Source organism: Arthrobacter sp. Y3221087 (assembly GCF_059089905.1).
This window is the reverse complement of the sequence record NZ_JBNHFE010000001.1, coordinates 1,860,531-1,883,872: the sequence shown is the minus strand read 5'-3', so window position 1 is coordinate 1,883,872 and position 23,342 is coordinate 1,860,531. Positions and strand designations below refer to the sequence as shown.

Here is a 23,342-nt window from a genome sequence, read left to right as displayed (position 1 = left end):
CTTACGGCTTCTTTAAGGGCGAGCGGTTCAGTTGTAGTCGGCGGTAACGGTACGGGTCTTGCCGTCGATACGCATAGTGCCTCCGTGGGGAATTATCCATTGTGGGCGGGTATGGCCAAAGGGTACGCCAACACAAACGACCGCCTGGGGGTTGTAGACGGCGATTTGTTCGAGGATGGTTTCTCTTTGCACCGCCCGGAGCCGTTCGCGTTCGTCCTTGGTCGGAACAGGAGCGTGAAGAGCGCTGACCGGTGGGCGGGCGACGAGTACGCCTGCGACAACTTCGAGAATGCCTCGCGCACCGAGCGCGCGCACCCAGCGCTTCACTTGGTCTGCGGAAGGTGTCTCTTCGCTGGTCTCGAGGAGCAGGATCGTGCCTGCGAGGTCTTCCCTGGATGGTATCCGATCAGCCAGTGCAATCTGATCGATGACCTCGAGGCAGCCACCCCATGTTCTTCCTTCGACAACCGCTTCCGGGCCGGCCCATGTCCACTGGTCACTGGGCTCACGCACACCGAACTCAGTCAGCGACCGGGGATCTGTCCAGGGGACACCAAAATCCTCTGACTCACCTGGCTCCGTTAGGTTGATGACGCCGCCGTCCAAAAGTGCGGCGCGCAACGATGTCAGATGCACTTCGTCCGGATGCGGTCCCGCTCCTAAATGAACCTGAGTCGAACCGCCGTAATAGCTGGGGATTCCGAGACTCCAGAGCAGGTTGTGCAAATTTGTGTTGTCGCTGTAACCCAAGAAAGGCTTTGGACTGTCGGCCAGCACTTCGGTGTCAATGTGGGGGACGACTGTTATCTGGTCGTCGCCGCCGAGGGTCGCCAGAACAGCCCGGATTGTCGGATCGGCGAAAGCTGCTGTTATATCCGCGGCGCGCGCCTCGGGGCTGGCGCCCAGCAGCCGTGTCGTCGGGTATTCGACCGGCACCAGTCCCGTCGCCTCCGTCAGCCGTCGCATTGCCTGCTCATGGACTGCCTCGGACACTGCAGGAGCCGCAAAGGCGGGCGACAGAACTGCAACACGGTCAGCGGCTTTGGCCTTCGGAACTTTGATGAACGGCTGTGGCGTCATTCCATGATTAGACCAAAGAAGACAAGCGAGCCCCCGCAGTAACCGCGTGTTTAGGACGGAATTCTGTCCGGATAACCAGCGCACGGGTGCTTGCTGCGCGTTCTGACCTGGCCGGGGAGACGGAGGGCACCGCCAGCACCCGGCTCATTACAGCCCGTCTCTGGGCTGCTCGTGGCCATGTTGTGGCCATCTCCGGGCCCAGGTGCATAGCCAAGCCCACTCTTGGCCCAGCTTCGGGCTGGTTCCGGGCAAGAGACGGGCTGATTGTGGCTGGAAACTCGTTGCAGGCCACGCAGGCCCGCTCACTGAATCTGTATAGGGCGACTGCACCGGCGAGACTAACCGGCTCCGTGGCACACGTCATTTAGCTAAGACCAGCTTCGGCTGCTGGGACGATCCAGAATCTGAGCCACGTTGGGGACCGCCGAGGCTGAAATCAGCGATGGATTCATTGTGCTCCGCCCTCACTGGCTGAACGGAGCACATTGCAACCACCACCAACGTTGGCGCCATCTTCCGGTCCGCCGCCGCCCTGGACATCGACGCCGTCCTGGTTTCGCCCCAGTGCGGCGACCCCCTCTACCGCCGCAGTGTCCGGGTCAGCATGGGAACGGTGTTCCAGGTTCCCTGGGCCCGGCTGGACAGCTGGCCGCAGGACCTCCAGGTCCTCAAGGACCACGGCTTCGAAGTGGCCGCCCTGGAGCTCACGGCGGATGCCCAGGACGTGGACGTTGTGGCGGCGCGGAACCCGGACAGGCTCGCCCTGGCGCTCGGCACCGAAGGCGCCGGAATGAGCGCGGAGACGCTTGCCGCCGTCGACCTCGCCGTGAAAATCCCCATGCGGAACGGGGTGGATTCGCTCAACGTCGCTGCGGCGTCAGCCGTGGCCTTCTGGGAACTGCGGGCACGCGCCTAGCCGGTTCGTCAACACCACTGGCGTCCGCTATGATTGATAGCTGGTTGTCCTGCTGATTCCGTTTCGGCCTCCGGCAGGAACCATCCCATTCATACCTGGCAGCTGGCAAAATCCAGCGCGTGAACAAAGGTCCCATTATGAAGTCTGACATCCACCCGAAGTACGAAGCTGTTGTTTTCAACGACCTGGCTTCCGGCACGAAGTTCCTGACCAAGTCCACCGTTTCTTCCTCAAAGACCATCGAGTGGGAAGACGGCAACACCTACCCGGTCATCGACGTCGAAATCTCCTCCGAGTCCCACCCGTTCTACACGGGCAAGCAGCGCATCATGGACTCCGCCGGCCGCGTCGAGCGCTTCAACGCTCGCTTCAAGGGCTTCGGCGGCAAGAAGTAATTCTTCCTCCAAGCTTCTTCGGAAGGCCCGCACCGGCAACGGTGCGGGCCTTCCTGCTTTAACACCGCAGGCCCATTTGCGGCAGGATGGAGGACATGAGCCAGCACCCCCTTCCGCATCCTGATTCCCGCAAGAACCTGCACGGCGAGTACAAGGTGCCGGGCGGGAAGCTGGTGGTGGCGGACCTGTCCGTGGCTGACGGGCACCTGGCGGACGTCTCCATCAGCGGCGACTTCTTCCTGGAACCGGACGAGGCCCTGCTGGCCATTAACCGTGCGCTGACCGGCCTGCCCGAATCCACGCCCGCCGCCGAGCTCGCCGCGGCCGTCACAGCCGCGCTTCCGGCGGAGGCCGCCCTGTTCGGCTTCTCCGCCGACGCCGTGGCCGTCACGGTGCGCCGCGCGCTGGCCAAGGCCACTTCCTGGACCGACCACCACTGGAACGTCATCCCGCCCACAGTCCTGCCCACCGAGATCAACGTTGCCCTGGACGAGGTCCTCACCGAGGAAGTCGGTGCCGGCCGGCGCAATCCCACCCTGCGGTTCTGGGACTGGCAGGAGCCGTCCGTGGTCATCGGCAGCTTCCAGTCCGTCCGGAACGAGGTGGACCCCGGCGGCGTGGCAAAGCACGGCATCAAGGTGGTCCGCCGGATTAGCGGCGGGGGAGCGATGTTCATGGAGGCCGGCAACTGCATCACGTACTCGCTGTACCTGCCGCAGACGCTCGTTGACGGGCTCAGCTTCGCCGATTCCTACCCCTTCCTGGACGCCTGGGTCATGGCAGCGCTGGAGAAGCTGGGCATCACGGCCTTCTACGTGCCGCTCAACGACATCGCCACGGACCAGGGGAAGATCGGCGGCGCGGCGCAGAAGCGGCTCGCCAACGGCGGGATGCTGCACCACGTCACCATGAGCTACGACATTGACGCGGACAAGATGGTGGAGGTACTCCGGATCGGCAAGGAGAAACTCTCGGACAAGGGGACCCGCAGCGCCAAGAAGCGCGTGGACCCGCTCCGCCGGCAGACCGGCCTGGCCCGGACAGAGATCATCGAGGCCATGGCGGAGGTGTTCACCGGGCGGTACGGGGCCACCACCTCAGCACTCACCGAGAATGAACTGTCCCTGGCCCGCGAGCGCGTGGCCACGAAGTTCGGCACCGAGGAATGGCTCCACCGGGTTCCCTAGTCAGCGGGATGGCACCACGACGGCGGCCTGTGCGGTGAGTGCCCGGAGCAGGTGGCTGCGCTCCTCCACGATGATGCGGCGCAGCGCCCGCGGGGCGCCGGCATGCGCAGCCAGCCATTCATCGGTCCTGCGGAGCACCGGGTGGTCTGCAGGTTCCATGCCCTCCGCCAGGTTCTGGTTCAGGGGGAACAGGCCGCGGACGATCCTGCTGGCGATTTCGATGCTCCGCCCGTCCCACACGCCGCGCAGGCACTCAAAATACGGTTCCACGTACGGATCCAGGAGGCCGGCCGGGGCGGTGGTGAAGCCGCTGATGGTGGCGCTGAGCAGTTGGTTGGAGAGTGCGTTGCCGTGGACGGCTTCCTGCCATGCGGCGGCTTTGACGGCAGGGTCCGGCCGGGCGGCGACCGCTGTAGCGTGGCCGGCACGCCCGGAAGCGGTGGTGTCCCGCGCCAGTTCGGCATCGAGTTCGGCAAGGGTTGCCTGGCCGTTGGCGGCGAGTGCGTGCCAGATATGCCAGCGCAATTCGGCGTCCACAGCCAAGCCCTCGACGGGTGCCGAGCCATCCAGCAGCCCGCGCAGGCGGGGGAGCAGGGCGGGGTCATTCCTGCTGAGCGTGCCCACCGTCCTGGCCCAGGCCAGCTGGTGGTCGGACCCGGGGACGGCACGGTCCAGCTCAGCATTGACAGCCGCCAGGAACGGGGACCGTACGCCCTCCCGTCCGGCAGCGGGCGTGTAGCGTTCGACGGCGGTGCAGGCGTTCTCGAGGATGGTCAGCAGGACCCCAATCCCGGTTTCCGCGGGGCCGAACGCTGCCACCGCGTCCACGTAGCGTGCGGCCGGGCTTTCCCCGTCCCGGGCCGAATTCCACAGCGCCGTCCAGCACAGGGCCCGCGCCATGGGGTCGGTGATCCTGTCCAGTGACTCCAGGACGGTGTCCAGGGAGACCGAATCAAGCCGGACTTTGGCGTAGGTCAGGTCGTCGTCGTTGAGGAGCAGCAGCGCGGGCCGTGGCCTGCCGGCCAGTTCCGGCACTGGTGTGGAGGAGCCGTTGACGTCGGTTTCCACGCTTCCGGTGCGGACAAGGGCGCCGGAAGCGTCGAAATCGTACAGCCCCACCCGGAGCCGGTGCGGCCGGGACTCGTCCCGTCCCGTGACGGGGTCCGCGGCCTCTTGGACGAGGGCCGCACTGCCGATGGCGCCGTCGTCCGTTGCATCCGACGTGATGTCCAGGGCGAGGGTGGAAATGCCCGAGGTCTGGAGCCACTGCCGTGCCCAATCGCTCAGGTCCCGGCCGGAGGCGGCGCTGAGTGCCGCCAGGAGGTCCGCCAGGGTGGTGTTGGAGTAGGCGTGCTTGCGGAAGTACTCCCGCGAGCCTGCGATGAAGGCGTCAAAGCCCACGTACGCCACCAGCTGTTTGAGCACGGAGGCGCCCTTGGCGTAGGTGATGCCGTCGAAGTTCTGCTTGGCCGCTTCAAGGTCGGGGATGTCCGCCACGATGGGGTGGGTGGTGGGCAGCTGGTCCTGGACGTACGCCCACGCCTTCCGCTTGTTCGCAAAGCTCACCCAGGCGGAGTCCCAGTCCGTGGCCCGGTCAACGCCCAGGGTGCCCATGTAGTCGGCGAAGGATTCCTTGAGCCAGAGGTCGTCCCACCACTGCATGGTCACCAGGTCGCCGAACCACATGTGCGCCATTTCGTGCAGAAGGGTGTTGGCGCGTCCCTGGTACTGGGCGTCGGTGGCGCGGGACGTGAACACGTAGCTGTCGGTGAAGGTGACCAGGCCGGGGTTTTCCATGGCGCCCAGGTTGTACTCCGGTACGAACGCCTGGTCGTACTTGCCCCACGGGTAGGGGTAGGCGAAGAGCCGGTTGAAGAAGTCCAGCCCGTTTTTGGTCAGTCGGAACAGCTCGTCCGCATCGAAGGATTCCGCCATGGACGCCCGGCAGTAAAGGGCCAGCGGGACGTCCAGGGGGGTCCCGTCGTCGAGCGTTGCCTGCCAGCGGTCCTCCGCCTTGAAATAGGGTCCGGCCAGCACCGTGGTGATGTAGGTGGACATCGGCTCCGTGGTGGCGAAGTCCCAGCGGGCGGTGGCGGGGTCACTGGTGAGCAGCGTGCGTGCCGTTTCCACCCCGTTGGATGCCACCTGCCAGTCCGCCGGCGCCATGACGTGGAACGTGAACGTGGCCTTGAGGTCGGGCTGCTCGAAGTTGGCGAAGACCCGCCTGGCGTCGGCCGGTTCGTACTGCGTGTACAGGTAGCACTGGCCGTCGGCGGGATCCACGAAGCGGTGCATCCCTTCGCCGGAGCGGCTGTACAGGGCGGTGCCCGTGACGGTGACCTGGTTCTCGAGCTGCAGGTTGTCCAGCCGGATCCTGGCCCCGTCCACCACGTCCTCCACCCGCAGGCCCTTGCCGTTGAGGAACACGCTGTGGACGCCGCCGCCGATGAAGTCCAGGAAGGTTGACGTGCCGGCCTCCGCGGCGGAGAAGGTGATGACGCTGCGGCTGGTGTAGCCCGGGACGTCCGGATCCGCCGCCTGCCGCACGTCCAGCGAAACGTCATAGCTGGTGGTGGTGATCACGGCTGACCGTGCGGCAGCCTCATCGCGCTGCAGATTCTGATTCGACACCCAGCTATCTAATCACGGTGCCGGGCCGGATCAGCGGGCAATCAGCAGGGCGGCAGCGAGTCCCAGGGCGGCAATCAGCAGCCATGACGCAAGGGCCGCCAGGAGCGCCCGCCCACCAGTCAGGAGCAGGGTCCGGATCCGCACGGCCGAGCCCAGTCCGAACAGCGCCGCGCCCAGCAGGACGTCCTGCAGCACCGCCCCCGCTTCCAGCCACTCTCCGGACACCCAGCCGGTGGACCGGAGTCCCACCATCGCCACGAAGCCGAGCACGAACAGCGGCACCACCGGCGGCAGCTTGGCGTCCGTCCCGTTGCTGTCCGGGCGGGCCGCGAAGCGCTGGTGCGTGCCGGCCATGGCGGCCACCGGTGCCAGCAGCAGGACCCGGGTGAGCTTGACGACGACGGCGATGCCCAGCGCCGCGGTGCCTGCGGTTTGCGCCGTGGCCACCACCTGGCCGACGTCGTGCACGGACGCGCCGATCCAGGCGCCGAAGACGGGAGCGGTGAGCTGGAGCGGATGCACCAGCAGGGGCAGGACGCCGATGGCGAGCGTCCCGCACAGCGTCACCAGGGCCACCGGAAGGACAGTGTCCACATGCCGGATGCGCCGCACGGCGGCGATGGTGCCGATGGCTGAGGCGCCGCAGATCGAGAACCCGGTGGCCACCAGGAGCGCCGTCACCGGTGGCAGCCGGAAGAGCCGGGAAATCAGGTAGGTGCCGCCGAAGCTCGCCGCCACCACCCCGGTGATCAGGACCAGGGAAAGCCAGCCCAGCCCTAGGACATCCATGACGCTGACCTTCAGCCCCAGCAGGACGATCCCGCCGCGCATCAGGTGCTTGCCGGCGAAATCAAGGCCCGGTCTTGCCCGTCCCGCGGTCCACGCACCCGCCAGTGGAAGGTTCGCCGCCAGGACTCCCAGCACCACGGCCATGGTCATCACCGGCAGGACCGGAACCACCGCGTGGACCAGGAATGCGGCCACCAGGGCCACCGCAGCGGTGGCCAGCCCAGGGAGCAGCCGGTCAGCGCGTCGGGGCTGTCCCTCACCGGGCGCTGGATGGCTTCTGCTGACAGGCACCTCCCTACTGTGCCGGATGCGGCGCGGAATCAGCGAACCGGCGGCCCCGGCCAACACGCCAAATGAAGGCCGGTTTATGAGTTCGAAACAAAAAGATGGTTGGCTATTGGGCATGCCAGACCTATTCCAGGAGTACTCCGAGGCCGCAGCCCGGACCGGAGCCTACGATGAGATGTTCGCCCCAGGCCAGCAGGCACGGGACTCGTACGGGCAGGTGGCAGACGCACTCCGCAAGCTCTCCCTGGCTGATGTCAGTGCCCGCGCCGACTCGATGGCGCGCACCTTCCTGGACCGTGGTGTCACCTTCGACTTCGCGGGGGAGGAGCGCCCCTTCCCGCTGGACATCGTGCCCCGGGTCATCCCTGCCGCCGAGTGGGATGTCCTGGAACGCGGCGTCGCGCAGCGCGTGCGCGCGCTGGAGGCCTTCCTCAATGACGTGTACGACAAGATGACCGTGGTGTCCGACGGCGTGATCCCCCGACAGCTGGTGACCACCAGCGCGCACTTCCACCGGCAGGTCCACGGCTTCGAACCAGCGGGTGGCGTCCGCGTGCACATCTCCGGCATCGACGTCGTGCGTGACGCTGCCGGGACGTTCCGGGTCCTGGAGGACAACGTGCGTGTCCCCTCGGGCGTCAGCTACGTCCTGGAAAACCGGCGCGCCATGGCCAAGGGCCTGCCGGAGGCGTTCGGCCAGCAGCTCATCCGCCCGGTGGAGGAGTACCCGCGCCGGCTCCTGTCGGCCCTGCGCAAAACGGCACCGGCCGGCGTCGACGACCCCACCGTGGTGGTCCTGACCCCCGGCGTGTTCAACAGCGCTTACTTCGAGCACACGCTGCTCGCGGGCCTGATGGGCGTGGAGCTGGTGGAGGGCCGGGACCTGATCTGCCGCGGAAACCGTGTGTACATGCGCACCACCGCCGGCGAGCAGCGCGTGGACGTCATCTACAAGCGGATCGACGACGACTTCCTGGACCCCCTGCAGTTCCGCGCCGATTCCATGCTCGGCTGCCCGGGTCTGGTCAACGCCGCCCGCGCCGGCGGGGTCACCATCGCCAACGCCGTGGGCAACGGCGTCGCGGACGACAAACTGGTTTACAGTTACGTTCCTGACCTGATCCGCTACTACCTCGGCGAGGAGCCCATCATCGCGAACGTTGACACGTTCCGCCTCGAGGAGAAGGAGGCCCGGGAGTACACCCTGGATAACCTTGCCGAGCTGGTGGTCAAACCGGTGGACGGCTCCGGCGGCAAGGGCCTGGTGATCGGCCCGGACGCCTCCAACGACGAGCTGGACGCGCTCCGCCAGCGGATCATCACCGATCCCCGCGGCTGGATCGCCCAGCCCGTGCTCCAGCTCTCCACCGTGCCCACCCTCAGCGGCGACAAGTTCGGTCCCCGCCACGTGGACCTGCGCCCCTTCGCAGTGAACGACGGCGACAACGTCTGGGTGCTGCCCGGCGGGCTCACCCGGGTGGCGCTGAAGGAAGGGTCGCTGATCGTGAATTCCAGCCAGGGCGGCGGCTCCAAGGACACCTGGGTCCTGGCCGATTCGCCGCAGATGCCGGTGGAAACCGTTCCCCGGCCGTCCATCTCGGTGCGCGAGCGGGTTTCCGTGTGGCCGGTGGAAAGCAACTGGCGCGACCGCCAGTCGGAGCAGCAGCAGTGAGCCGGGATGCAACCCGGCAGAAGTCTTTTCCCTTTTCGGGCCCGCAGGAGGTAGCCGCGAATGCTTAGCCGAATTGCCGAATCCCTGTTCTGGATCGGCCGCTACGTGGAGCGGGCGGACGGCACCGCACGCATCCTGGACGTCCACCTGGAGCGGCTGAACCACCTGCCCATGGAAGAACGCAAGAGCGTGGCCCAGGAACTCCTGGCCGTCATGGGCGCCCGGCCGCAGAACGAGGACTTCGGGCTGCCGGAACTCCTGCACGCCCTGGCGTATGACAAGACCAGCGCCACGTCCATCGCCGGCTCCCTCGGGGCTGCCCGCGAGAACGCACGGCGTGCCCGCGAAACAGTGTCCTCCGGCCTTTGGGAAAGCCTCAACACCACTTATTACGGTTTGAGCCAGCACCGCAAGGACGTGGTGGGCACCTACCGGTTCTGCAACTGGACGCTGGAACGCACCGCCATGGTCAGCGGCCTGGCGGACACCACCGTGAGCCATGACGAGAGCTGGCTGTTCCTGGTGCTGGGCCGCTCCCTGGAACGCGCGGACATGACCGCCCGCATGCTGTCCACCCGGGACGTCCTGTCCGCAGGCATGTCCTGGGTGAACATGCTCCGCTGCGCGGGCGCCTACGAGTCCTTCCTCCGGACCCGCCGGGCGGCCTTCGGCGACCAGCACGCGGCCGAGTTCCTGCTGCTGGACCGGCTGTTCCCCCGCTCCATCGTCTACGCCCTGCGCGACGCCGACGAATGCCTGGCCAAACTCGATCCCTCCGCACAGCGGGTGGGCTTCATCAACGACGCCCGCCGCATCGTGGGCCAGGCCCGCACGTTCCTTGAGTTCCACCGCACTGACGACCTCATGTCCGAGCTGCCCGAACACATGGAGCGCGTGCAGAAGGCAGTGTCCCAGGCTTCGGACGCCATTTCCCGTAAGTACTTCAATCAGGCGGATGAACTGGCCTGGGTGGGAGAAGTTTCATGACCCGGCTGAGCATCGCCCACAAGACGGCGTACAAGTACAACAAGCGCGTCACCCTGTCCTACAACGAGGCAAGGATGACGCCGCTGACGGACTCCCAGCAGGTGGTGCTGGAATCGGTGGTGAAGGTTTCGCCGTCGCAGGCGGCCGTCAGCACCTACCGCGACTACTGGGGCACCAGGGTCACCGCCTTCGACATGCAGATGCCGCATGAGCACCTGGAGGTGGTCTCCAACATCACCGTCGAGGTGCACCGGGCCGAGAAGATCCCGTCCGAGGCGGACATCGTGGGCTGGGACGTCCTCGCGTCGCCGGAAACCCTGAACACGTTCAGCGACTGGCTGCCGCAGTCCCGGCTCAGCGGCCCCGGCGGGGAGGTCCTGGGAATCATCCCGCAGGTGGTTGCCGGCAAGAACCCACACGAGGCCGCCATGGCGATCTTCGCGTGGATGCGCGGCGAGATGACCTACATGTCCGGCTCCACCGGCGTCACCACCAACGCAGAAGAGGCCTGGGGCCAGCGCCAAGGCGTCTGCCAGGACCTGGCCCACCTTGCGATCGGGGCGCTGCGCAGCTGCGGCATACCGGCCCGCTACGTCTCCGGCTACCTCCACCCACGCTCCAGCGCCGGCATCGGGGAAACGGTCGCCGGACAGTCACACGCCTGGCTGGAGTGGTGGGACGGGGAGTGGCGGAGCTGGGACCCCACTAACCACAAGCCCGCCGGCGATTTCCACGTCACCGTGGCACGGGGACGGGACTACCGCGACGTCTCCCCGCTCAAGGGCATCCTGTCCGGCGGCGGCGGTTCGGCCCTGAGCGTGAGCGTGGAGATCACCCAGCTCGCCTGACCACGCCCGGGGCCCGGCTCAGGGTCCCTGGCCGGATTATTCCGGCGAGGACTTTGCAGCGCTGCTGTGCTGGGTCCACCACGTCAGGGGTTCGGTCACCTTGAACCGGCGGCCGGTCACGCTGTCCGGCGTGATCCGGACGAAGGCGTCCTTGTGCCCGGCCTGCCAGGGAAAGAGGTACAGCCGGGCGGTGTCCAGGACGTCCTCGGTGCCCCTGACCACTGCAGAGGTGCCCTTGACCACCACGCTCCACGCCATGCCCGTCGAGGGATCCACGCCGTCGGCCTCAAGCGCAACGGCAGAGTCGCCCGAGGCACCGGACAACTTGGTGCCTTCGCCGGTTCGGAACACCACCGTGCCGCCGTCCACGGCGTAGTTGATGGGGAAGATGTCCGGGCGCCCGTCAGCCACAATAGCGAGCCTGCCGACGGATACCGTCCGGAGCATGGCCCAGCATTCATGGTGTTCGAGGTTCTGCACGGCGGACGCCGGCTGTTCAGTGGAGGCTGGCTCGGCGTTCATGCCGCGAGCTTACCGCTACCAGGGGCTGGGTTTGTAGTCCTTCAGGAATACGCCGTACTGGTCCTCTCCGGCCTCACCCATGACGATGGGATCGTAGACCCGGGCGGCGCCGTCCACCAGGTCCAGCGGGGCGTGGAAGCCTTCCTCCATGAGCCGGACCTTGGTGTAGTGCGGGCGTTCGTCGGTGATCCACCCGGTATCCACGGCGGTCATCAGGATCCCGTCCGTCTCCAGCATTTCCTGCGCACTGGTCCGCGTCATCATGTTCAGCGCGGCTTTGGCCATGTTGGTGTGCGGGTGGCCCGGGCCCTTGTAGGCGCGCGAGAACTGCCCCTCCATGGCGGAGACGTTGACGATGTACTTGCGCCGGGCGGTGGACCGTTTCATGGCTTCCCGCAGCCGGCTGACCAGCAGGAACGGGGCCGTGACGTTGCAGAGCTGCACTTCCAGCATCTCCAGCGGGTCCACCTCGTCCACCACCTGGGTCCAGCTGTTGATCGTGGCGAGGTCCGGCACCAGTCCGCCGGCGTCGATTGCCGTCCCGGACGCAATGCGTTCCAGTGAAGCCGAGCCCGTGGACAGCGCCAGTGACGTGATGGCATCACCGGCCAGGACGGGATGCTCCGTGACGCTGCCGGCCAGTGCCAAAGGGTGTTTGTCGTGCGCGTGGCCGAACGTCAGCAGCTCCGGACCGCCGTTGGCCCGCTCCAGCGCGGCGGGGAGGGGCTCGTCCTCGGCATCCACCAGCGGCTTGTAGGCATTGCCGGAGCGCCGGACGGTTTGCGCCGCGTTGTTGATGATGATGTCCAGCGGACCTGCCTCGTTGAGGGAGTCGGTAAGGGCCATAACCTGTGCGGGGTCCCGGAGGTCGATGCCCACGATGCGGAGCCGGTGCAGCCAGTCACCGCTGTCCTCCATGGCAGCGAAGCGGCGGGCGGCATCCTTGGGGAAACGCGTGGTGATGGTGGTGTGGGCGCCGTCGCGCAGAAGCCGCAGCGCAATGTACATCCCGATCTTTGCCCGGCCTCCGGTGAGCAGAGCACGGCGGCCGGTCAGGTCAGTCCGGGCGTCGCGCTTGCTGTGGCTGAAGGCAGCGCACTCCGGGCACAGCTGGTGGTAGAAGGCGTCCACCTGTGTGTAGTGCTGCTTGCAGATGTAGCACGGCCGGGACCGGATGAGGTGCCCGGCCACTTTCCCGGTGGCGGAGGGAGCGAGCTTGTTGCCGCGTGTTTCGTCGTCGATCCTGTCTGGCGCGGCGGTTGCCGTCTGGGCGAGGACGGCGCGGTCGGCTTCGGCGATGAGGTCCCGCTTGGTGACCCGGCGGTGCCGCTTGACGGCCTTGAACATCTTCCCGGTGGCGCGGCGCACCGAGACGTAGTCCGGGTGCTCCTCGTCATAGGCGTGGATGGTGTTCAGGACCTTGAGGCAGGCCTGGATTTCCTCAGGGGTCAGGTCGGGGGAGCTCATTAGGCTAATTTTACAGCCCGGAGCGGCAGCTTAAACGCGGCCGGCGGCACCCCCAACGGGTGCCGCCCACCGTGGAAAAGCCAGTTAGCAGCTAGGAGAGCCGGGCCCGGGGTCCGGCGTCAGCCGCGGCAGCGGCGTGGGTCTGGGCCACCTTGTCCACGGACTCCCGGACATCCGGGTACTGTGCCGCGGCGGCCTTGACCGCGTTGGGGACGAGGTGCAGGTTCCTGGCTGCCAGCTGCCTCTCCTCTTCCCCGGGCTCGGGAACTTTCTGGCCTTTGGCGAGGACGGTGATGCCGGATTCGGTGACCTTGTAGCCGCGCGCCCGGTCCAGGTCGGCGTCGAGTCCGATGGCTGCCCCGGCGGGAACCTTGACGTTCTTGTCGATGATGGCCCTGTTGATGACGGAGCCCGCACCCACCTGCACCTTGTCCATCAGGACGGAGTCGATGACGCGGCTGCTGGTTGCCACGTAGACGTCGTTGGACAGGACAGAACCCTCCACCACGCCACCCGAGATGACCACGCCGCTGGAGACGATGGAGTCCAGCGCCGTGCCCACGGTGTTGTTCTGGCCGCGGACGAACTTGGCCGGCGGGGAGATGCTCTGCCGGGTGTAGATGGGCCATTCGGAGTTGTAGAGGTTGAAGACCGGCAGCGGGGAGATCAGGTCCATGTGCGCGTCGTAGAAGGAGTCGATCGTTCCAACGTCACGCCAGTAGGTGCGGTCCCGCTCGGTGGATCCGGGAATCTCGTTGAGCGTGAAGTCGTAGACGCCGGCCTCGCCCTGGTTGACGAAGTAGGGGATGATGTCCCCGCCCATGTCGTGCTTGGTGTCCAGCCGCTCGGCGTCCACGTGCAGGGCGTCCACCAGGGCGTCGGCGTCGAATACGTAGTTGCCCATGGAGGCGAGGAACTGGGTGGGATCGGCTGCCAGGCCGGGCGTGGAGGCGGGCTTCTCCACAAACGCGGCAATCTTCTGGGGATCGTTCTGGTCCACCTCGATGACGCCGAACTGGTTGGCCATGTTGAGGGGCTGGCGGACGGCGGCCACGGTCGCCTTGGCACCGCTGCTGACGTGCTGCGCCACCATCTGGGCGAAGTCCATGCGGTACACGTGGTCGGCGCCGACCACCACCACAATGTCCGGGTTGGCGTCGTGGATGAGGTTCAGGGACTGGTAAATGGCGTTGGCGCTGCCCAGGAACCAGCTCTTGCCAACGCGCTGCTGCGCCGGCACCGAGGCAACGTAGTTGCCCAGCTGCGTGGACATCCGCCAGGTCTCGGAGATATGTCGGTCCAGGCTATGCGACTTGTACTGGGTCAGGACGACGATCTGCAGGTAGCGGGAATTCACCAGGTTGGACAGGGCAAAGTCGATAAGGCGGTAGCTGCCCGCGAAGGGCACCGCCGGTTTCGCGCGGTCTGCCGTCAGTGGCATCAGTCTGTTTCCCTCGCCGCCTGCGAGGACAATGGCCAGGACTTTTTTGTTCAACGGCATAGTGGTCGCTCCTGTACGCCTTCGTATCTCCCCAAACAGTCCGGCATGCCCGGACTCCTTCACACTAGAACAGTTATGCGTGAAGGACTACCTTGGGTCTTGTGCGAATAGACATTGTGACTAAAGAGTTCCCGCCGGAGATCTACGGCGGCGCCGGGGTGCATGTGGCCGAATTGAGCAGGGTGCTTAGTAAGCACGTTGACCTGCAGGTTCGTGCTTTTGGGGCTCCCCGCGACGCCGATTACCATGGCGCCCATGTGACGTCCTACTCCGTGCCGGAGGATCTGGGCTCGGCCAATGCCGCCGTCCAGACGCTCGGCGTGGACCTGCGGATCGTTCCGGACGTCGAGGGCGCGGACCTGGTCCATTCGCACACCTGGTACGCCAACATGGCAGGGCACCTGGCCTCGCTGCTGCACGGCATCCCGCACGTCCTGAGCGCCCACAGCCTGGAGCCGCTGCGTCCGTGGAAGGCCGAGCAGCTCGGCGGCGGGTACGCGCTCTCATCCTGGGTCGAGAAGACCGCTTACGAGGCAGCAGCGGCAATCATCGCGGTGTCCGATGGCATGCGCCAGGACATCCTGCGCAGCTACCCCAGCGTGGATCCGGCCAAGGTCCGCGTGGTGCACAACGGCATCGACGTCGAGCTGTGGAACCGGGACGAAAACGACGACGCCGTCCGTGCCCTGGGCATCGACCCCGCCAAGCCGAGCGTCGTGTTTGTGGGCAGGAACACCCGCCAGAAGGGTGTGCCCTACCTCCTCAGGGCCGCAGCGAAGCTGCCCGACGACGTCCAGCTGGTCCTGTGCCTCGGCGCGGCAGACACCCCGGAACTGGCCGCCGAGACCGCCCGGCTGATCGAGGACCTGCAGAGCCAGCGGACCGGCGTCGTGCTGATCGAACGTATGCTGCCCCGGCATGAACTGATCCAGGTGCTCAGCCACGCCACGGCCTTCGCCTGCCCCTCAATCTACGAACCGCTGGGCATCGTGAACCTCGAGGCGATGGCCTGCGGCGCCGCCGTCGTTGCCAGCGCCACGGGCGGCATCCCCGAAGTGGTCGAGCACGGCCAGACCGGCCTGCTGGTGGACCTGGAGCAGGTCACGGACGGCACCGGCACGCCGCTGGACCCGGACAAGTTCGTCAGCGAGTTCGCCGCGGCCCTGACCGAGGTGGTGTCGGACCCCGAACGCGCCCGCGCCATGGGGCAGGCGGGCCGGCTCCGCGCCGAGGAGCACTTCTCCTGGGAGTCCATCACCGAAACCACCCTTGAGGTGTACCGCTCGGTGCTGCCCGCGGCACGCTGACCGTTCCTTACAACAGAACGACGACGGCGCCGCTTCCCTCGCGGGGAGGCGGCGCCGTCGTCATGTCCTCAGTCAGCAGCCAAGCCTGGGTCAGCTGTGGCGCCCGGCCGCGGTCCTGGCCAGCAGCACCTTTTCGTCGACGGGTGCCTTGCCGCTGGCCCGCTGGGTCCGGAAGTGCGCCCGGGCTTCGTCCTGGCGGGTCTTCTCGGCGCCGGTGGCAATGGCTGCCCGGACGTGCTCGTCGCCGTAGCCGAAAGCATCAACCAGGTCCAGGGCGTGCGGGCGGATCTTCACCAGCAGCCGGTTGATGTATTCACCCACGGTACGGCCGCGCTGCATGGAGAGGCGGCCGTTCATGAGATACCACGACAGGTTCTTTTCGATCAGGCTGAGGCCGAAGAGGTCCCGAAGCCAGGTCAGCACTGTTTTCGTGCCGGGATCGGTGACGTCGCGGAGCGCCTCCGTGAAGGCCTCCCACTGCAGCAGCTCGGCATGGGCCTGCGCTGCGTCGATCAGTTCGTTCTGGTGCCGGTTGAACAGGGCGGCGCCCTGTTCCTGCGAGAGCCTGTTGCTGCCTTTCAGCGCCGCGGCCGCCTCGGCCACCATGGTCTGCACCCGGTCGGTGAGGAGGGCGCGCTGGCCTTCCTCGTCACGCAGGGCAATCGCCGCCTTCTGCACCGAACCCGTGTCCGCCATGAACTGGGCCACCTGCCGCAGCCCGGTGCGGTGGATGGCAGCGCCGGTGGCCTGGCCCACCACGTAGCGGGCCAGGACGCCGAAGTCCACGCTGCGGAATTCCTTCGCGTAGTCGGCCAGGAGGCGTTTGGCCACCAGTTGTAGGAGGACGGTGTTGTCCCCCTCGAAGGTGGCATAGACATCCAGGTCGGCCCGGAGCGATGCGAACCGGTTCTCGATCAGGAAGCCGGCGCCGCCGCAGGCTTCCCGGCATTCCTGCAGCGTATCCAGGGCATGCCAGGTGCTGAGCGGTTTCAGTGCCGCGGCGAGGGTTTCCAGGTCCTGGCGGTCCGCGTCTGTGTCGGTGGCGCCGGAGAAGACGTCGTCGAACTTCTGCAGGAGCTGTTCGTGGGCGAAACCGGCGGCGTATGTGGTGGCGAGCCGGGTGAACAGCCGCCGCTGGTGGCGCTGGTAGTCGAGCAGGACTTCTTCGTCCGTGTGGCTGGACGCGTTGAACTGGCGGCGCTCGGCGGCGTAGTGGACGGCTGCCTTGAGGGCTACCTTGGAGGCAGCCACTGCCGCCCCGTCCAGGGAAACCCGCCCCTGGACCAGGGTGCCGAGCATGGTGAAGAAACGGCGGCCCGGGCTCGCGATGGGGGACGAGTAGGTGCCGTCGGCGGCCACGTCACCGTAGCGGTTCAGGAGGTTGGCCCGGGGGATGCGGACGTTCGTGAAGTGCAGCCGGCCGTTGTCGATGCCGTTGAGCCCGCCCTTGACGCCGTCATCCTCACCGCCTATGCCCGGAAGGAATTCCCTCGTCCGGGGATCGCGAAGGTCGACGTAGAAAGCGTGGACGCCATGGTTGACCCCCCGGGTGATGAGCTGGGCAAACACCACTGCTCCCAGCCCGTCGATGGCGGCGTTTCCGATGTAGTCCTTCCATGCGGCGCGGAAGGGAGTGTGCACCACAAACTCTTCGGTTTCCGGGTGGTAGGTGGCGGTGGTGGCAATGCTGGCCACATCGGAGCCGTGGCCGGTTTCGGTCATGGCGAAGCAGCCAGGGATTTCCAGGCTCATGATGCCGGGAAGCCATTTGGCGTGGTGTTCTTCCGTGCCCAGGTGCATGACGGCCGAACCAAAGAGGCCCCACTGCACACCTGCCTTGATCTGCAGGGACGGGTCGGCCACGACAAGTTCCTCGAACCCGGCGATGTTGCCGCCGTGGTCGTCCGAGCCGCCCAATGCGGAGGGGAAGGCGCGGTGGACGGCGCTGTTATCCACAAGGTACTGCAGCTGCCCGGACACCCGTTCGCGGTGCTCCGTAAACGGAAGCCCCTCGATCTTGTAGAGTTCGGGGCGCCCTGCCAGGTCCCTTGACTGCAGGCGGACGGCCGCCCACTTGCCGAGGAGCTGCTTGCCCAGCGCGTCAACGTTGACCGCAGGCTGGGCGTGGTCGGTTACGGGGTGGGCCGTGGTGGCAGGCTTGTGGCCCTTGCCGGCGGGGCGGTCCACTACTTCGGTCATGTCAATATCCTTTGCTGGTGCTGACAGGCGGTTTGGTGGTGCTTGAAGGGGTCAGTTCGGGGGCAATGCCAACGCACAGCCAGGCGGTGATCTGCCGTGCCATGGCTTCCTGGCCCGGCTTTGCGGGGGAATCAGGCGTGCTCAGCCACTGTTCGCCCGCATTGCGGACCAGGCCGATGGCTGCCTTGGGCCAGTAACCGATAACGGATTCCTTGCCGTCGCCCAGATGCGAGCGCATGGGCGTTGCGATCATCTCCGCCACGGCGTCAAAGAAGTGTCCCAAGGCGCCGGACACCGGCCCTCCCGGGGCAGCGTCGGCAGACTCCGCGGCAGCGGAACGGGTTACGAAGGTATAGACGTTCGGGCTCGTGTCGGCCATCTGCAAGTAGGCCGCCACCATGGCCAGCAACCCCTCCCGAGGCGTCACTGCGCTCTGGGCAGCCTCCCGGATGCGGCGCTGCATCTGGTCGAGGACTACCTCACCCACGGCCTGCTGCAGGCCGGCCTTGTCTCCGAAGTACCGGTAGAAAACCGACTTGGATGTTCCAGCAGCCGCGGCAATGTCTTCCATGGAGGCGTCGCTGCCCAGCGCGTGCACCGCGCGCCGCGCCTGTTTGATCAGTTCGCGCCGCCGCTCCTCCCGGTGGGTCTGCCAGCGTGACGATCTGCCGTCGGCGGTTGCCCCGGCAGGTGACGCGTCAGGGAAGGGTTCCGAAATATTCACGATACTCAGCGTATCAGGTACGCTGGGTATCGGTAATTGCTTGTGACCAGAGGAGACAGCCATGTCCAATGACGGACAGTCCATCAACGGCCCCGCAGCCGGTTCAACCCCCGCCCTCCGCAGGGCGGTGGTTGTGGGAGGAAACAGGATTCCGTTTGCCCGTGCCGGTGCCGCCTACGCCAAGTCCTCCAACCAGGACATGCTGACGGCGGCCCTTGACGGCCTGATCGCACGCTTCGGGCTCCAGGATGAACGGCTGGGCGAGGTGGCGGCCGGTGCGGTCCTGAAGCACTCCAGGGATTTCAACCTCACCCGCGAGGCAGTCCTGGGTTCGGCCCTGTCCCCGGAGACGCCGGCCTATGACCTGCAGCAGGCCTGCGCTACGGGGCTGGAAACCGTGGTGGGGCTTTCGAACAAGATCAAGCTGGGACAGCTCGACTCGGCAATTGCCGGCGGTGTGGACTCCGCCTCCGATGCGCCGGTGGTCGTGAGCGAGGGGCTCCGGGAAGTGATCCTGGACCTTAACCGCGCCAAGACCCTTCCCCAGCGGCTGCAGATCCTCAGCCGCCTTCGGCCAAAGGACCTGGCCCCGCTGGCGCCGGGTACCGCGGAACCGCGGACGGGTCTTTCAATGGGGGAGCACCAGGCGCTCACCACGGCGCAGTGGAAGATCTCCCGTGAGGCGCAGGACGAGGTGGCCCTGAACAGCCACCGGAACCTTGCCGCAGCATACGACTCGGGATTCTTCGACGACCTCATCACGCCATACCGGGGGCTTACGCGGGACGGCAACCTCCGGGCTGATACCTCGATGGAAAAGCTGGCGTCCCTGAAGCCGGTTTTCGGCAGGAGCCTGGGCTCCGACGCGACCATGACGGCCGGCAACTCCACCCCCTTGACCGACGGCGCCTCCACCGTCCTGCTGGCCTCGGACGAGTGGGCCGACGCCCGCGACCTTCCCAAGCTCGCCGCGGTAGTGGACGCCGAGGCCGCTGCGGTGGACTTTGTGCACGGCAAGGACGGGCTGCTGATGGCGCCGGTCTTCGCTGTGCCCCGGCTGCTGGCCCGGCACAACCTCACCCTGGCGGACATCGACTACTTCGAGATCCATGAGGCGTTCGCCGCCACTGTTCTCAGCACGCTTGCCGCCTGGGAGGACGAGGAATTCGGCCGGACCCGGCTCGGCCTGGACGGGGCATACGGCAAGATCGACCGGGCACGCCTCAATGTCAACGGATCGTCGCTGGCAGCCGGGCACCCCTTCGCCGCTACCGGAGGCAGGATTGTGGCCTCACTCGCCAAACAGCTGCACGAAAAGGGCAGCGTCGACGGCCGCCCGGCCCGGGGACTGGTCTCTGTTTGTGCGGCCGGTGGACAGGGCGTCGTCGCTCTTCTCGAATCGCTGTAGGGGGAACCTGATGACGGACAAGTACGCCCAGCTGGTGAACCAGGGGCTCGGCAAGAATGTGGCCAGGAAGCTGGGACTGCCGCAGCCGGCAGTCCTGCGCAGGTATGAACCCGGGCAACCGCTGGTTACCGGACCTGTTGTAGTCCTGGGTGAATCGGCAGCGGCCGACAAACTGGCCGCAGAACTTTTGTCATGGGACCTCGATGTCCGGCGGCATGCCGTACCGCGGGAAAAGCTTGGCGCCATCATTCTGGTCTTGGACGAGGTGGTACATCCCCAGGATCTTGAGAAGCCGGTCCTTGCCGCAGCGGGCTCCCTCCGGGACCTCGGCCCCTCTGCCCGCGTGGTGACCGTTTCGCGCCCGTCCCGGGAGGCAGACTCGCCGGCGGCGGCCGCTGCCCGGCAGGGCGTGGACGGGTTCCTCCGCTCCCTGGCAAAGGAACTCCGTGCCGGTGCCACCGGGAACGGTATCCTCCTCGCCGGGGGAGTGGAGGCAGCCAGTCCTTCTGTTCTGGCTGCGCTGCGGTTCTTCCTTTCCGGCCGTTCGGCCTATGTGGACGGCCAGTTCCTGACCGTATCCAGCGCCGCCGGAAGCCTTCCGGACGACGTCGAGAGGCCGCTGGCAGGCAAGGTGGCCGTGGTAACCGGGGCCGCCAGGGGTATTGGCGCCCAGATTGCCCGCACGCTGCACCGTGACGGCGCAACGCTGGTGCTGGTGGACCTGCCCTCGGCAGGAGACTCTTTGGCTGCTGTGGCCAATGCGGTGAAGGGGACCGCCCTCCAGCTGGATATCACCCGGGAAGACGCCGGCCAGAAGATCCTGGAACATGCCGTGCAGCGGCATGGGCGGTTGGACATCATGGTCCATAACGCTGGCATCACCCGGGACAAGCTGCTGGCCAACATGGACCACGGGCGCTGGAGTTCGGTGATCAACATTAACATTTCCGCCCAGTTGCGGATCAACGAGGCACTGCTCGCATCTGAACAGTTCGGGCCGGCACCACGTATTGTTTCTGTTGCCTCCACCAGCGGCATTGCCGGCAACCGGGGGCAGACCAACTACGCCGCGTCCAAGGGGGGAGTGATGGGGATGGTCCGCGCAACGGCACCACTGCTGGTGACTGCCGGTGGCACCATTAACGCCGTCGCGCCGGGGTTCATCGAGACCGAAATGACGGAGCGGATTCCGTTCGCCCTGCGGGAAGTGGCGCGCCGGGCCAACTCCCTGCAGCAGGGCGGCAAGCCGTCCGACGTCGCCGAAACCATTGCGTTCCTCGCCAGTGACGCCGCCGGGGGCATCAACGGTGAGGTGTTGCGGGTCTGCGGGCAGAACATGGTGGGGGCATGACGCCCTCGCAGCCGGTCATCCTCGGCGATATGCCGTCGCTGTCCAAGCTGTATGTCAACGCGGCCGCCCAGGCGGCCAGGCGCCGGCTGCTGGGGACCCACGACCAGGCGGCCCTTCCGTCGGAGAGCCATGAAGTCCGTGGCGTGACCGTGGATGTGGCCAACCTGACCGCCTACCAGCACCTGCTGGGAGAGACGGCCAGTGACGTCCTGCCCGCCGGGTTCATCCACGCCCTGTCCTTCCCGGTGGCCATGAGTGTGATGAACAGGGATGACTTCCCGCTGCCCCTGCTGGGCATGATCCACCTGCACAACAGCGTGGAACAGCGCTCGCCCGTCCTGTTCACGGACGCCTTGGACATCACGGCCAGGGTGGAGAAGCTCCGGGGTCACCGCGCAGGTACGCAAGTGGACGTCGTCGCGGAGGTGCGCCTCACAGGAAAAGAGGACATCTCCTGGCGGGGAACCTCCACATATTTGGCCAAGGGGGTGTTCCTGCCCGGAGTCGATAAGCCCTCGGCGGCACCGCCGAAGGGCGACTTCAAGGCACCGGATCCGACCGCGCTGTGGCAACTGGGTGTGGACGCGGGACGGGCGTACGCCGCCGTGTCCGGCGACTTTAACCCGATCCACCTCAGCGTCCTGTCGGCGAAAGCCCTGGGCATGCGTCGTTCCATCGCCCATGGCATGTACCTGGCCTCACGCGCGCTCGCCGACGTCGGTTCCGTCCGCGGCGATTCCTTCATCTGGGACGTCGATTTCGACGCGCCGGTGTTCCTCCCGTGCAGGGTGGCCCTGGAGATCGGAAGCGAGCAGGACGATTCGGGGGCCTGGCGGCGTTCGCGCTTTGTCGCCTGGAACCCCCGGTCCGGCCGACGCCATTTCAGCGGTTCCGTCACCGCGCTTTAGTCGGCTGGCCGGACGGCCCGCAGGATGCGGTGGAGGCTCAGCAGGATCGATTCCGACGCCGGAACCGTGTCGCCCGTTGTTTTCCGGGATGCGGTGGCGGCCATACTGGCCTCCACCGCATCCCTCGCGGCCTGGAACCGCTCGCGCTGCGTCGGCTCATCGCTGTCGCTGTACGAGTGCAGCAGCTCACCGGTCGCCGTCAAGGCATCAGCAAGCGGGCCGCTGTCCTGCACCGGCACCGCGTAAGGCACGTCGCTGACCCAGATCACGTCCGAGAGCACATCGGTCATGTCCTGGATATAGAAAGTCACGCGTTCAAGCTCACGCAGGGTCCGGTAGTCAAGGTCCACGTCCCGCGGGTGGCGTTTCCGGCGGGGATTCGCCCGGCGGCTTGCGTCCGCTTCGTTGACCAGGTGCCGGACGGAACGGGCAGCCTCCGCAAGTTCGTCCGATCGGCGGGACCAGTCTTCATGCTCCGGAGGCCACTCCTCCTTCAAGGCCGTTCCCATATCGGTCAGTTGCCGGCCGAGGGCACGCCGGAGATCGTCCAGGCTGGCTGCTGCTGCCTTGAAGTGCAGCGGCGGCCAAAGCAGGAAGTTCACGGCGATGCCCACCGAAACGCCCACGCCCATCTGGAGCAGGTAGCCGAACGAAAAGTCGTCCGCATTGCTACCGCCCACCAGCAGGACCAGCAGGGCCGCCGTCGGAATCCAATCGCTGCCTGACCCGATGCGGGGGAGTCCACCCAGCAGCACACCAATCCCCATTAGCGCTGCGACGGCGAGCGGGGACGGGTCGGTGATGGTGACCAGGACGATGGCGATGCCGATGCCCAGGGCGAGCCCGACCAGGGCCTGCAGGCCCTGCCTTACGGAGCCGGCAACGTTGTGGTACATCGCCACCAAAGCGCCCAGCGGTGCGTAGTAGGGATAGTTGGCGGCGGCTCCCGGCATGAACGGCGCGATGGCGAAAGCCAGTCCGGCCGCAACGGCGGCCTTCGCCGCCAGTTGAAGCCGCTGGGCGGCGAACGCCGCCGACAGTCCTTCCAACGACTGCTTCAGAAGACGGGTTCCCCTGGCCCACCTGACTTGCTGCCGTACTTGAGTATTACCCATCCGTTCCACACTATGGCGCATTCCGGGAGCGTCCAAAGCCGCTGGTC

General features: G+C 66.6%; 18 protein-coding genes and 1 pseudogene. 10 read left to right on the top strand and 9 right to left on the bottom strand.

Annotation, left to right across the window (positions count from 1 at the left end; genetic code table 11):
* Positions 1-27 precede the first annotated feature (27 nt).
* Entirely contained in the window at positions 28-1,080 is a 1,053-nt protein-coding gene (locus AC5RUO_RS08965; RefSeq protein WP_494103286.1) for a S66 family peptidase, read from the bottom strand.
* Between the two features lie 478 nt (positions 1,081-1,558).
* On the opposite strand from AC5RUO_RS08965, the pseudogene AC5RUO_RS08960 reads away from it, so the two are divergent.
* From AC5RUO_RS08960 to lplAB, 3 genes and pseudogenes are all read left to right on the top strand, one after another.
* Positions 1,559-1,996, top strand: a pseudogene (locus tag AC5RUO_RS08960) (TrmH family RNA methyltransferase); the annotation flags it as partial.
* Positions 1,997-2,133: 137 nt separating this feature from the next.
* Entirely contained in the window at positions 2,134-2,391 is a 258-nt protein-coding gene (locus tag AC5RUO_RS08955; protein ID WP_066275740.1) for a type B 50S ribosomal protein L31, read from the top strand.
* Between the two features lie 95 nt (positions 2,392-2,486).
* Positions 2,487-3,578 carry a lipoate-protein ligase LplAB gene (lplAB, locus tag AC5RUO_RS08950; RefSeq protein ID WP_494009141.1) on the top strand — a complete coding sequence of 364 codons (1,092 nt, stop codon included), beginning with the start codon at positions 2,487-2,489 and terminating at the stop codon, positions 3,576-3,578.
* Here the strand turns inward: lplAB and pepN are convergent, their stop codons facing one another.
* Entirely contained in the window at positions 3,579-6,209 is a 2,631-nt protein-coding gene (gene pepN, locus AC5RUO_RS08945; RefSeq protein WP_494103285.1) for an aminopeptidase N, read from the bottom strand.
* A 30-nt stretch (positions 6,210-6,239) separates the two neighbouring features.
* On the bottom strand, positions 6,240-7,289 hold the full coding sequence (locus AC5RUO_RS08940; RefSeq protein ID WP_494103284.1) for a YeiH family protein: 1,050 nt from the start codon (positions 7,287-7,289) through the stop codon (positions 6,240-6,242).
* A gap of 112 nt (positions 7,290-7,401) precedes the next feature.
* Here AC5RUO_RS08940 and AC5RUO_RS08935 point away from each other — a divergent pair, with 112 nt between their 5' ends.
* Genes AC5RUO_RS08935 through AC5RUO_RS08925 form a run of 3 tightly spaced genes read left to right on the top strand, consistent with a single transcriptional unit; the run spans position 7,402 to position 10,793 of the window.
* Positions 7,402-8,958 carry a circularly permuted type 2 ATP-grasp protein gene (locus AC5RUO_RS08935; protein ID WP_494009144.1) on the top strand — a complete coding sequence of 519 codons (1,557 nt, stop codon included), beginning with the start codon at positions 7,402-7,404 and terminating at the stop codon, positions 8,956-8,958.
* Positions 8,959-9,018: 60 nt separating this feature from the next.
* On the top strand, positions 9,019-9,945 hold the full coding sequence (locus AC5RUO_RS08930) for an alpha-E domain-containing protein (RefSeq protein WP_009358288.1): 927 nt from the start codon (positions 9,019-9,021) through the stop codon (positions 9,943-9,945).
* Positions 9,942-10,793, top strand: a complete 852-nt coding sequence (locus AC5RUO_RS08925; protein WP_494009145.1) for a transglutaminase family protein — start codon at positions 9,942-9,944, stop codon at positions 10,791-10,793. Before AC5RUO_RS08930 ends, AC5RUO_RS08925 begins: the two co-directional genes overlap by 4 nt.
* Before the next feature lie 36 nt (positions 10,794-10,829).
* On the opposite strand, the gene AC5RUO_RS08920 is transcribed toward AC5RUO_RS08925, so the two are convergent.
* From AC5RUO_RS08920 to glgC, 3 genes are all read right to left on the bottom strand, one after another.
* Complete coding sequence (locus AC5RUO_RS08920) at positions 10,830-11,315, bottom strand: pyridoxamine 5'-phosphate oxidase family protein (RefSeq protein ID WP_494052318.1); 486 nt, start codon at positions 11,313-11,315, stop codon at positions 10,830-10,832.
* Between the two features lie 15 nt (positions 11,316-11,330).
* Positions 11,331-12,782, bottom strand: coding sequence for an SDR family NAD(P)-dependent oxidoreductase (locus AC5RUO_RS08915; protein ID WP_494052319.1), 1,452 nt, complete (start codon positions 12,780-12,782; stop codon positions 11,331-11,333).
* 91 nt (positions 12,783-12,873) lie between these two features.
* Positions 12,874-14,283, bottom strand: a complete 1,410-nt coding sequence (gene glgC, locus AC5RUO_RS08910) for a glucose-1-phosphate adenylyltransferase (RefSeq protein WP_494009148.1) — start codon at positions 14,281-14,283, stop codon at positions 12,874-12,876.
* A 101-nt stretch (positions 14,284-14,384) separates the two neighbouring features.
* Between glgC and glgA the strand changes: the two genes are divergently transcribed.
* Positions 14,385-15,590: a glycogen synthase gene (glgA, locus tag AC5RUO_RS08905; protein ID WP_494103283.1), complete on the top strand. Its 1,206-nt coding sequence runs from the start codon at positions 14,385-14,387 to the stop codon at positions 15,588-15,590.
* A gap of 90 nt (positions 15,591-15,680) precedes the next feature.
* Here glgA and AC5RUO_RS08900 read toward each other — a convergent pair whose 3' ends face one another.
* Together AC5RUO_RS08900 and AC5RUO_RS08895 are read right to left on the bottom strand one after the other, a co-directional pair.
* Positions 15,681-17,789 (bottom strand): acyl-CoA dehydrogenase family protein, encoded by a 2,109-nt coding sequence (locus AC5RUO_RS08900; protein ID WP_494052321.1) that lies wholly within the window; start codon positions 17,787-17,789, stop codon positions 15,681-15,683.
* Between the two features lies 1 nt (position 17,790).
* Positions 17,791-18,576, bottom strand: coding sequence for a TetR family transcriptional regulator (locus AC5RUO_RS08895; protein WP_494103282.1), 786 nt, complete (start codon positions 18,574-18,576; stop codon positions 17,791-17,793).
* Here AC5RUO_RS08895 and AC5RUO_RS08890 point away from each other — a divergent pair.
* From AC5RUO_RS08890 to AC5RUO_RS08880, 3 genes are read left to right on the top strand one after another with little or no spacing between them, the layout of a single operon-like run.
* Complete coding sequence (locus AC5RUO_RS08890) at positions 18,575-19,921, top strand: acetyl-CoA C-acetyltransferase (protein ID WP_494103281.1); 1,347 nt, start codon at positions 18,575-18,577, stop codon at positions 19,919-19,921. The two genes, AC5RUO_RS08895 and AC5RUO_RS08890, sit on opposite strands and share 2 nt — an antisense overlap.
* A gap of 10 nt (positions 19,922-19,931) precedes the next feature.
* Positions 19,932-21,272 carry a 3-oxoacyl-ACP reductase gene (locus tag AC5RUO_RS08885; protein WP_494009153.1) on the top strand — a complete coding sequence of 447 codons (1,341 nt, stop codon included), beginning with the start codon at positions 19,932-19,934 and terminating at the stop codon, positions 21,270-21,272.
* Positions 21,269-22,180: a MaoC family dehydratase gene (locus AC5RUO_RS08880; protein WP_494009154.1), complete on the top strand. Its 912-nt coding sequence runs from the start codon at positions 21,269-21,271 to the stop codon at positions 22,178-22,180. Before AC5RUO_RS08885 ends, AC5RUO_RS08880 begins: the two co-directional genes overlap by 4 nt.
* Here the strand turns inward: AC5RUO_RS08880 and AC5RUO_RS08875 are convergent.
* A complete protein-coding gene (locus AC5RUO_RS08875) occupies positions 22,177-23,229 on the bottom strand; it encodes an FUSC family protein (protein ID WP_494009155.1) in 1,053 nt (350 codons plus the stop codon). The genes AC5RUO_RS08880 and AC5RUO_RS08875 overlap by 4 nt on opposite strands.
* Positions 23,230-23,342 lie beyond the last annotated feature (113 nt).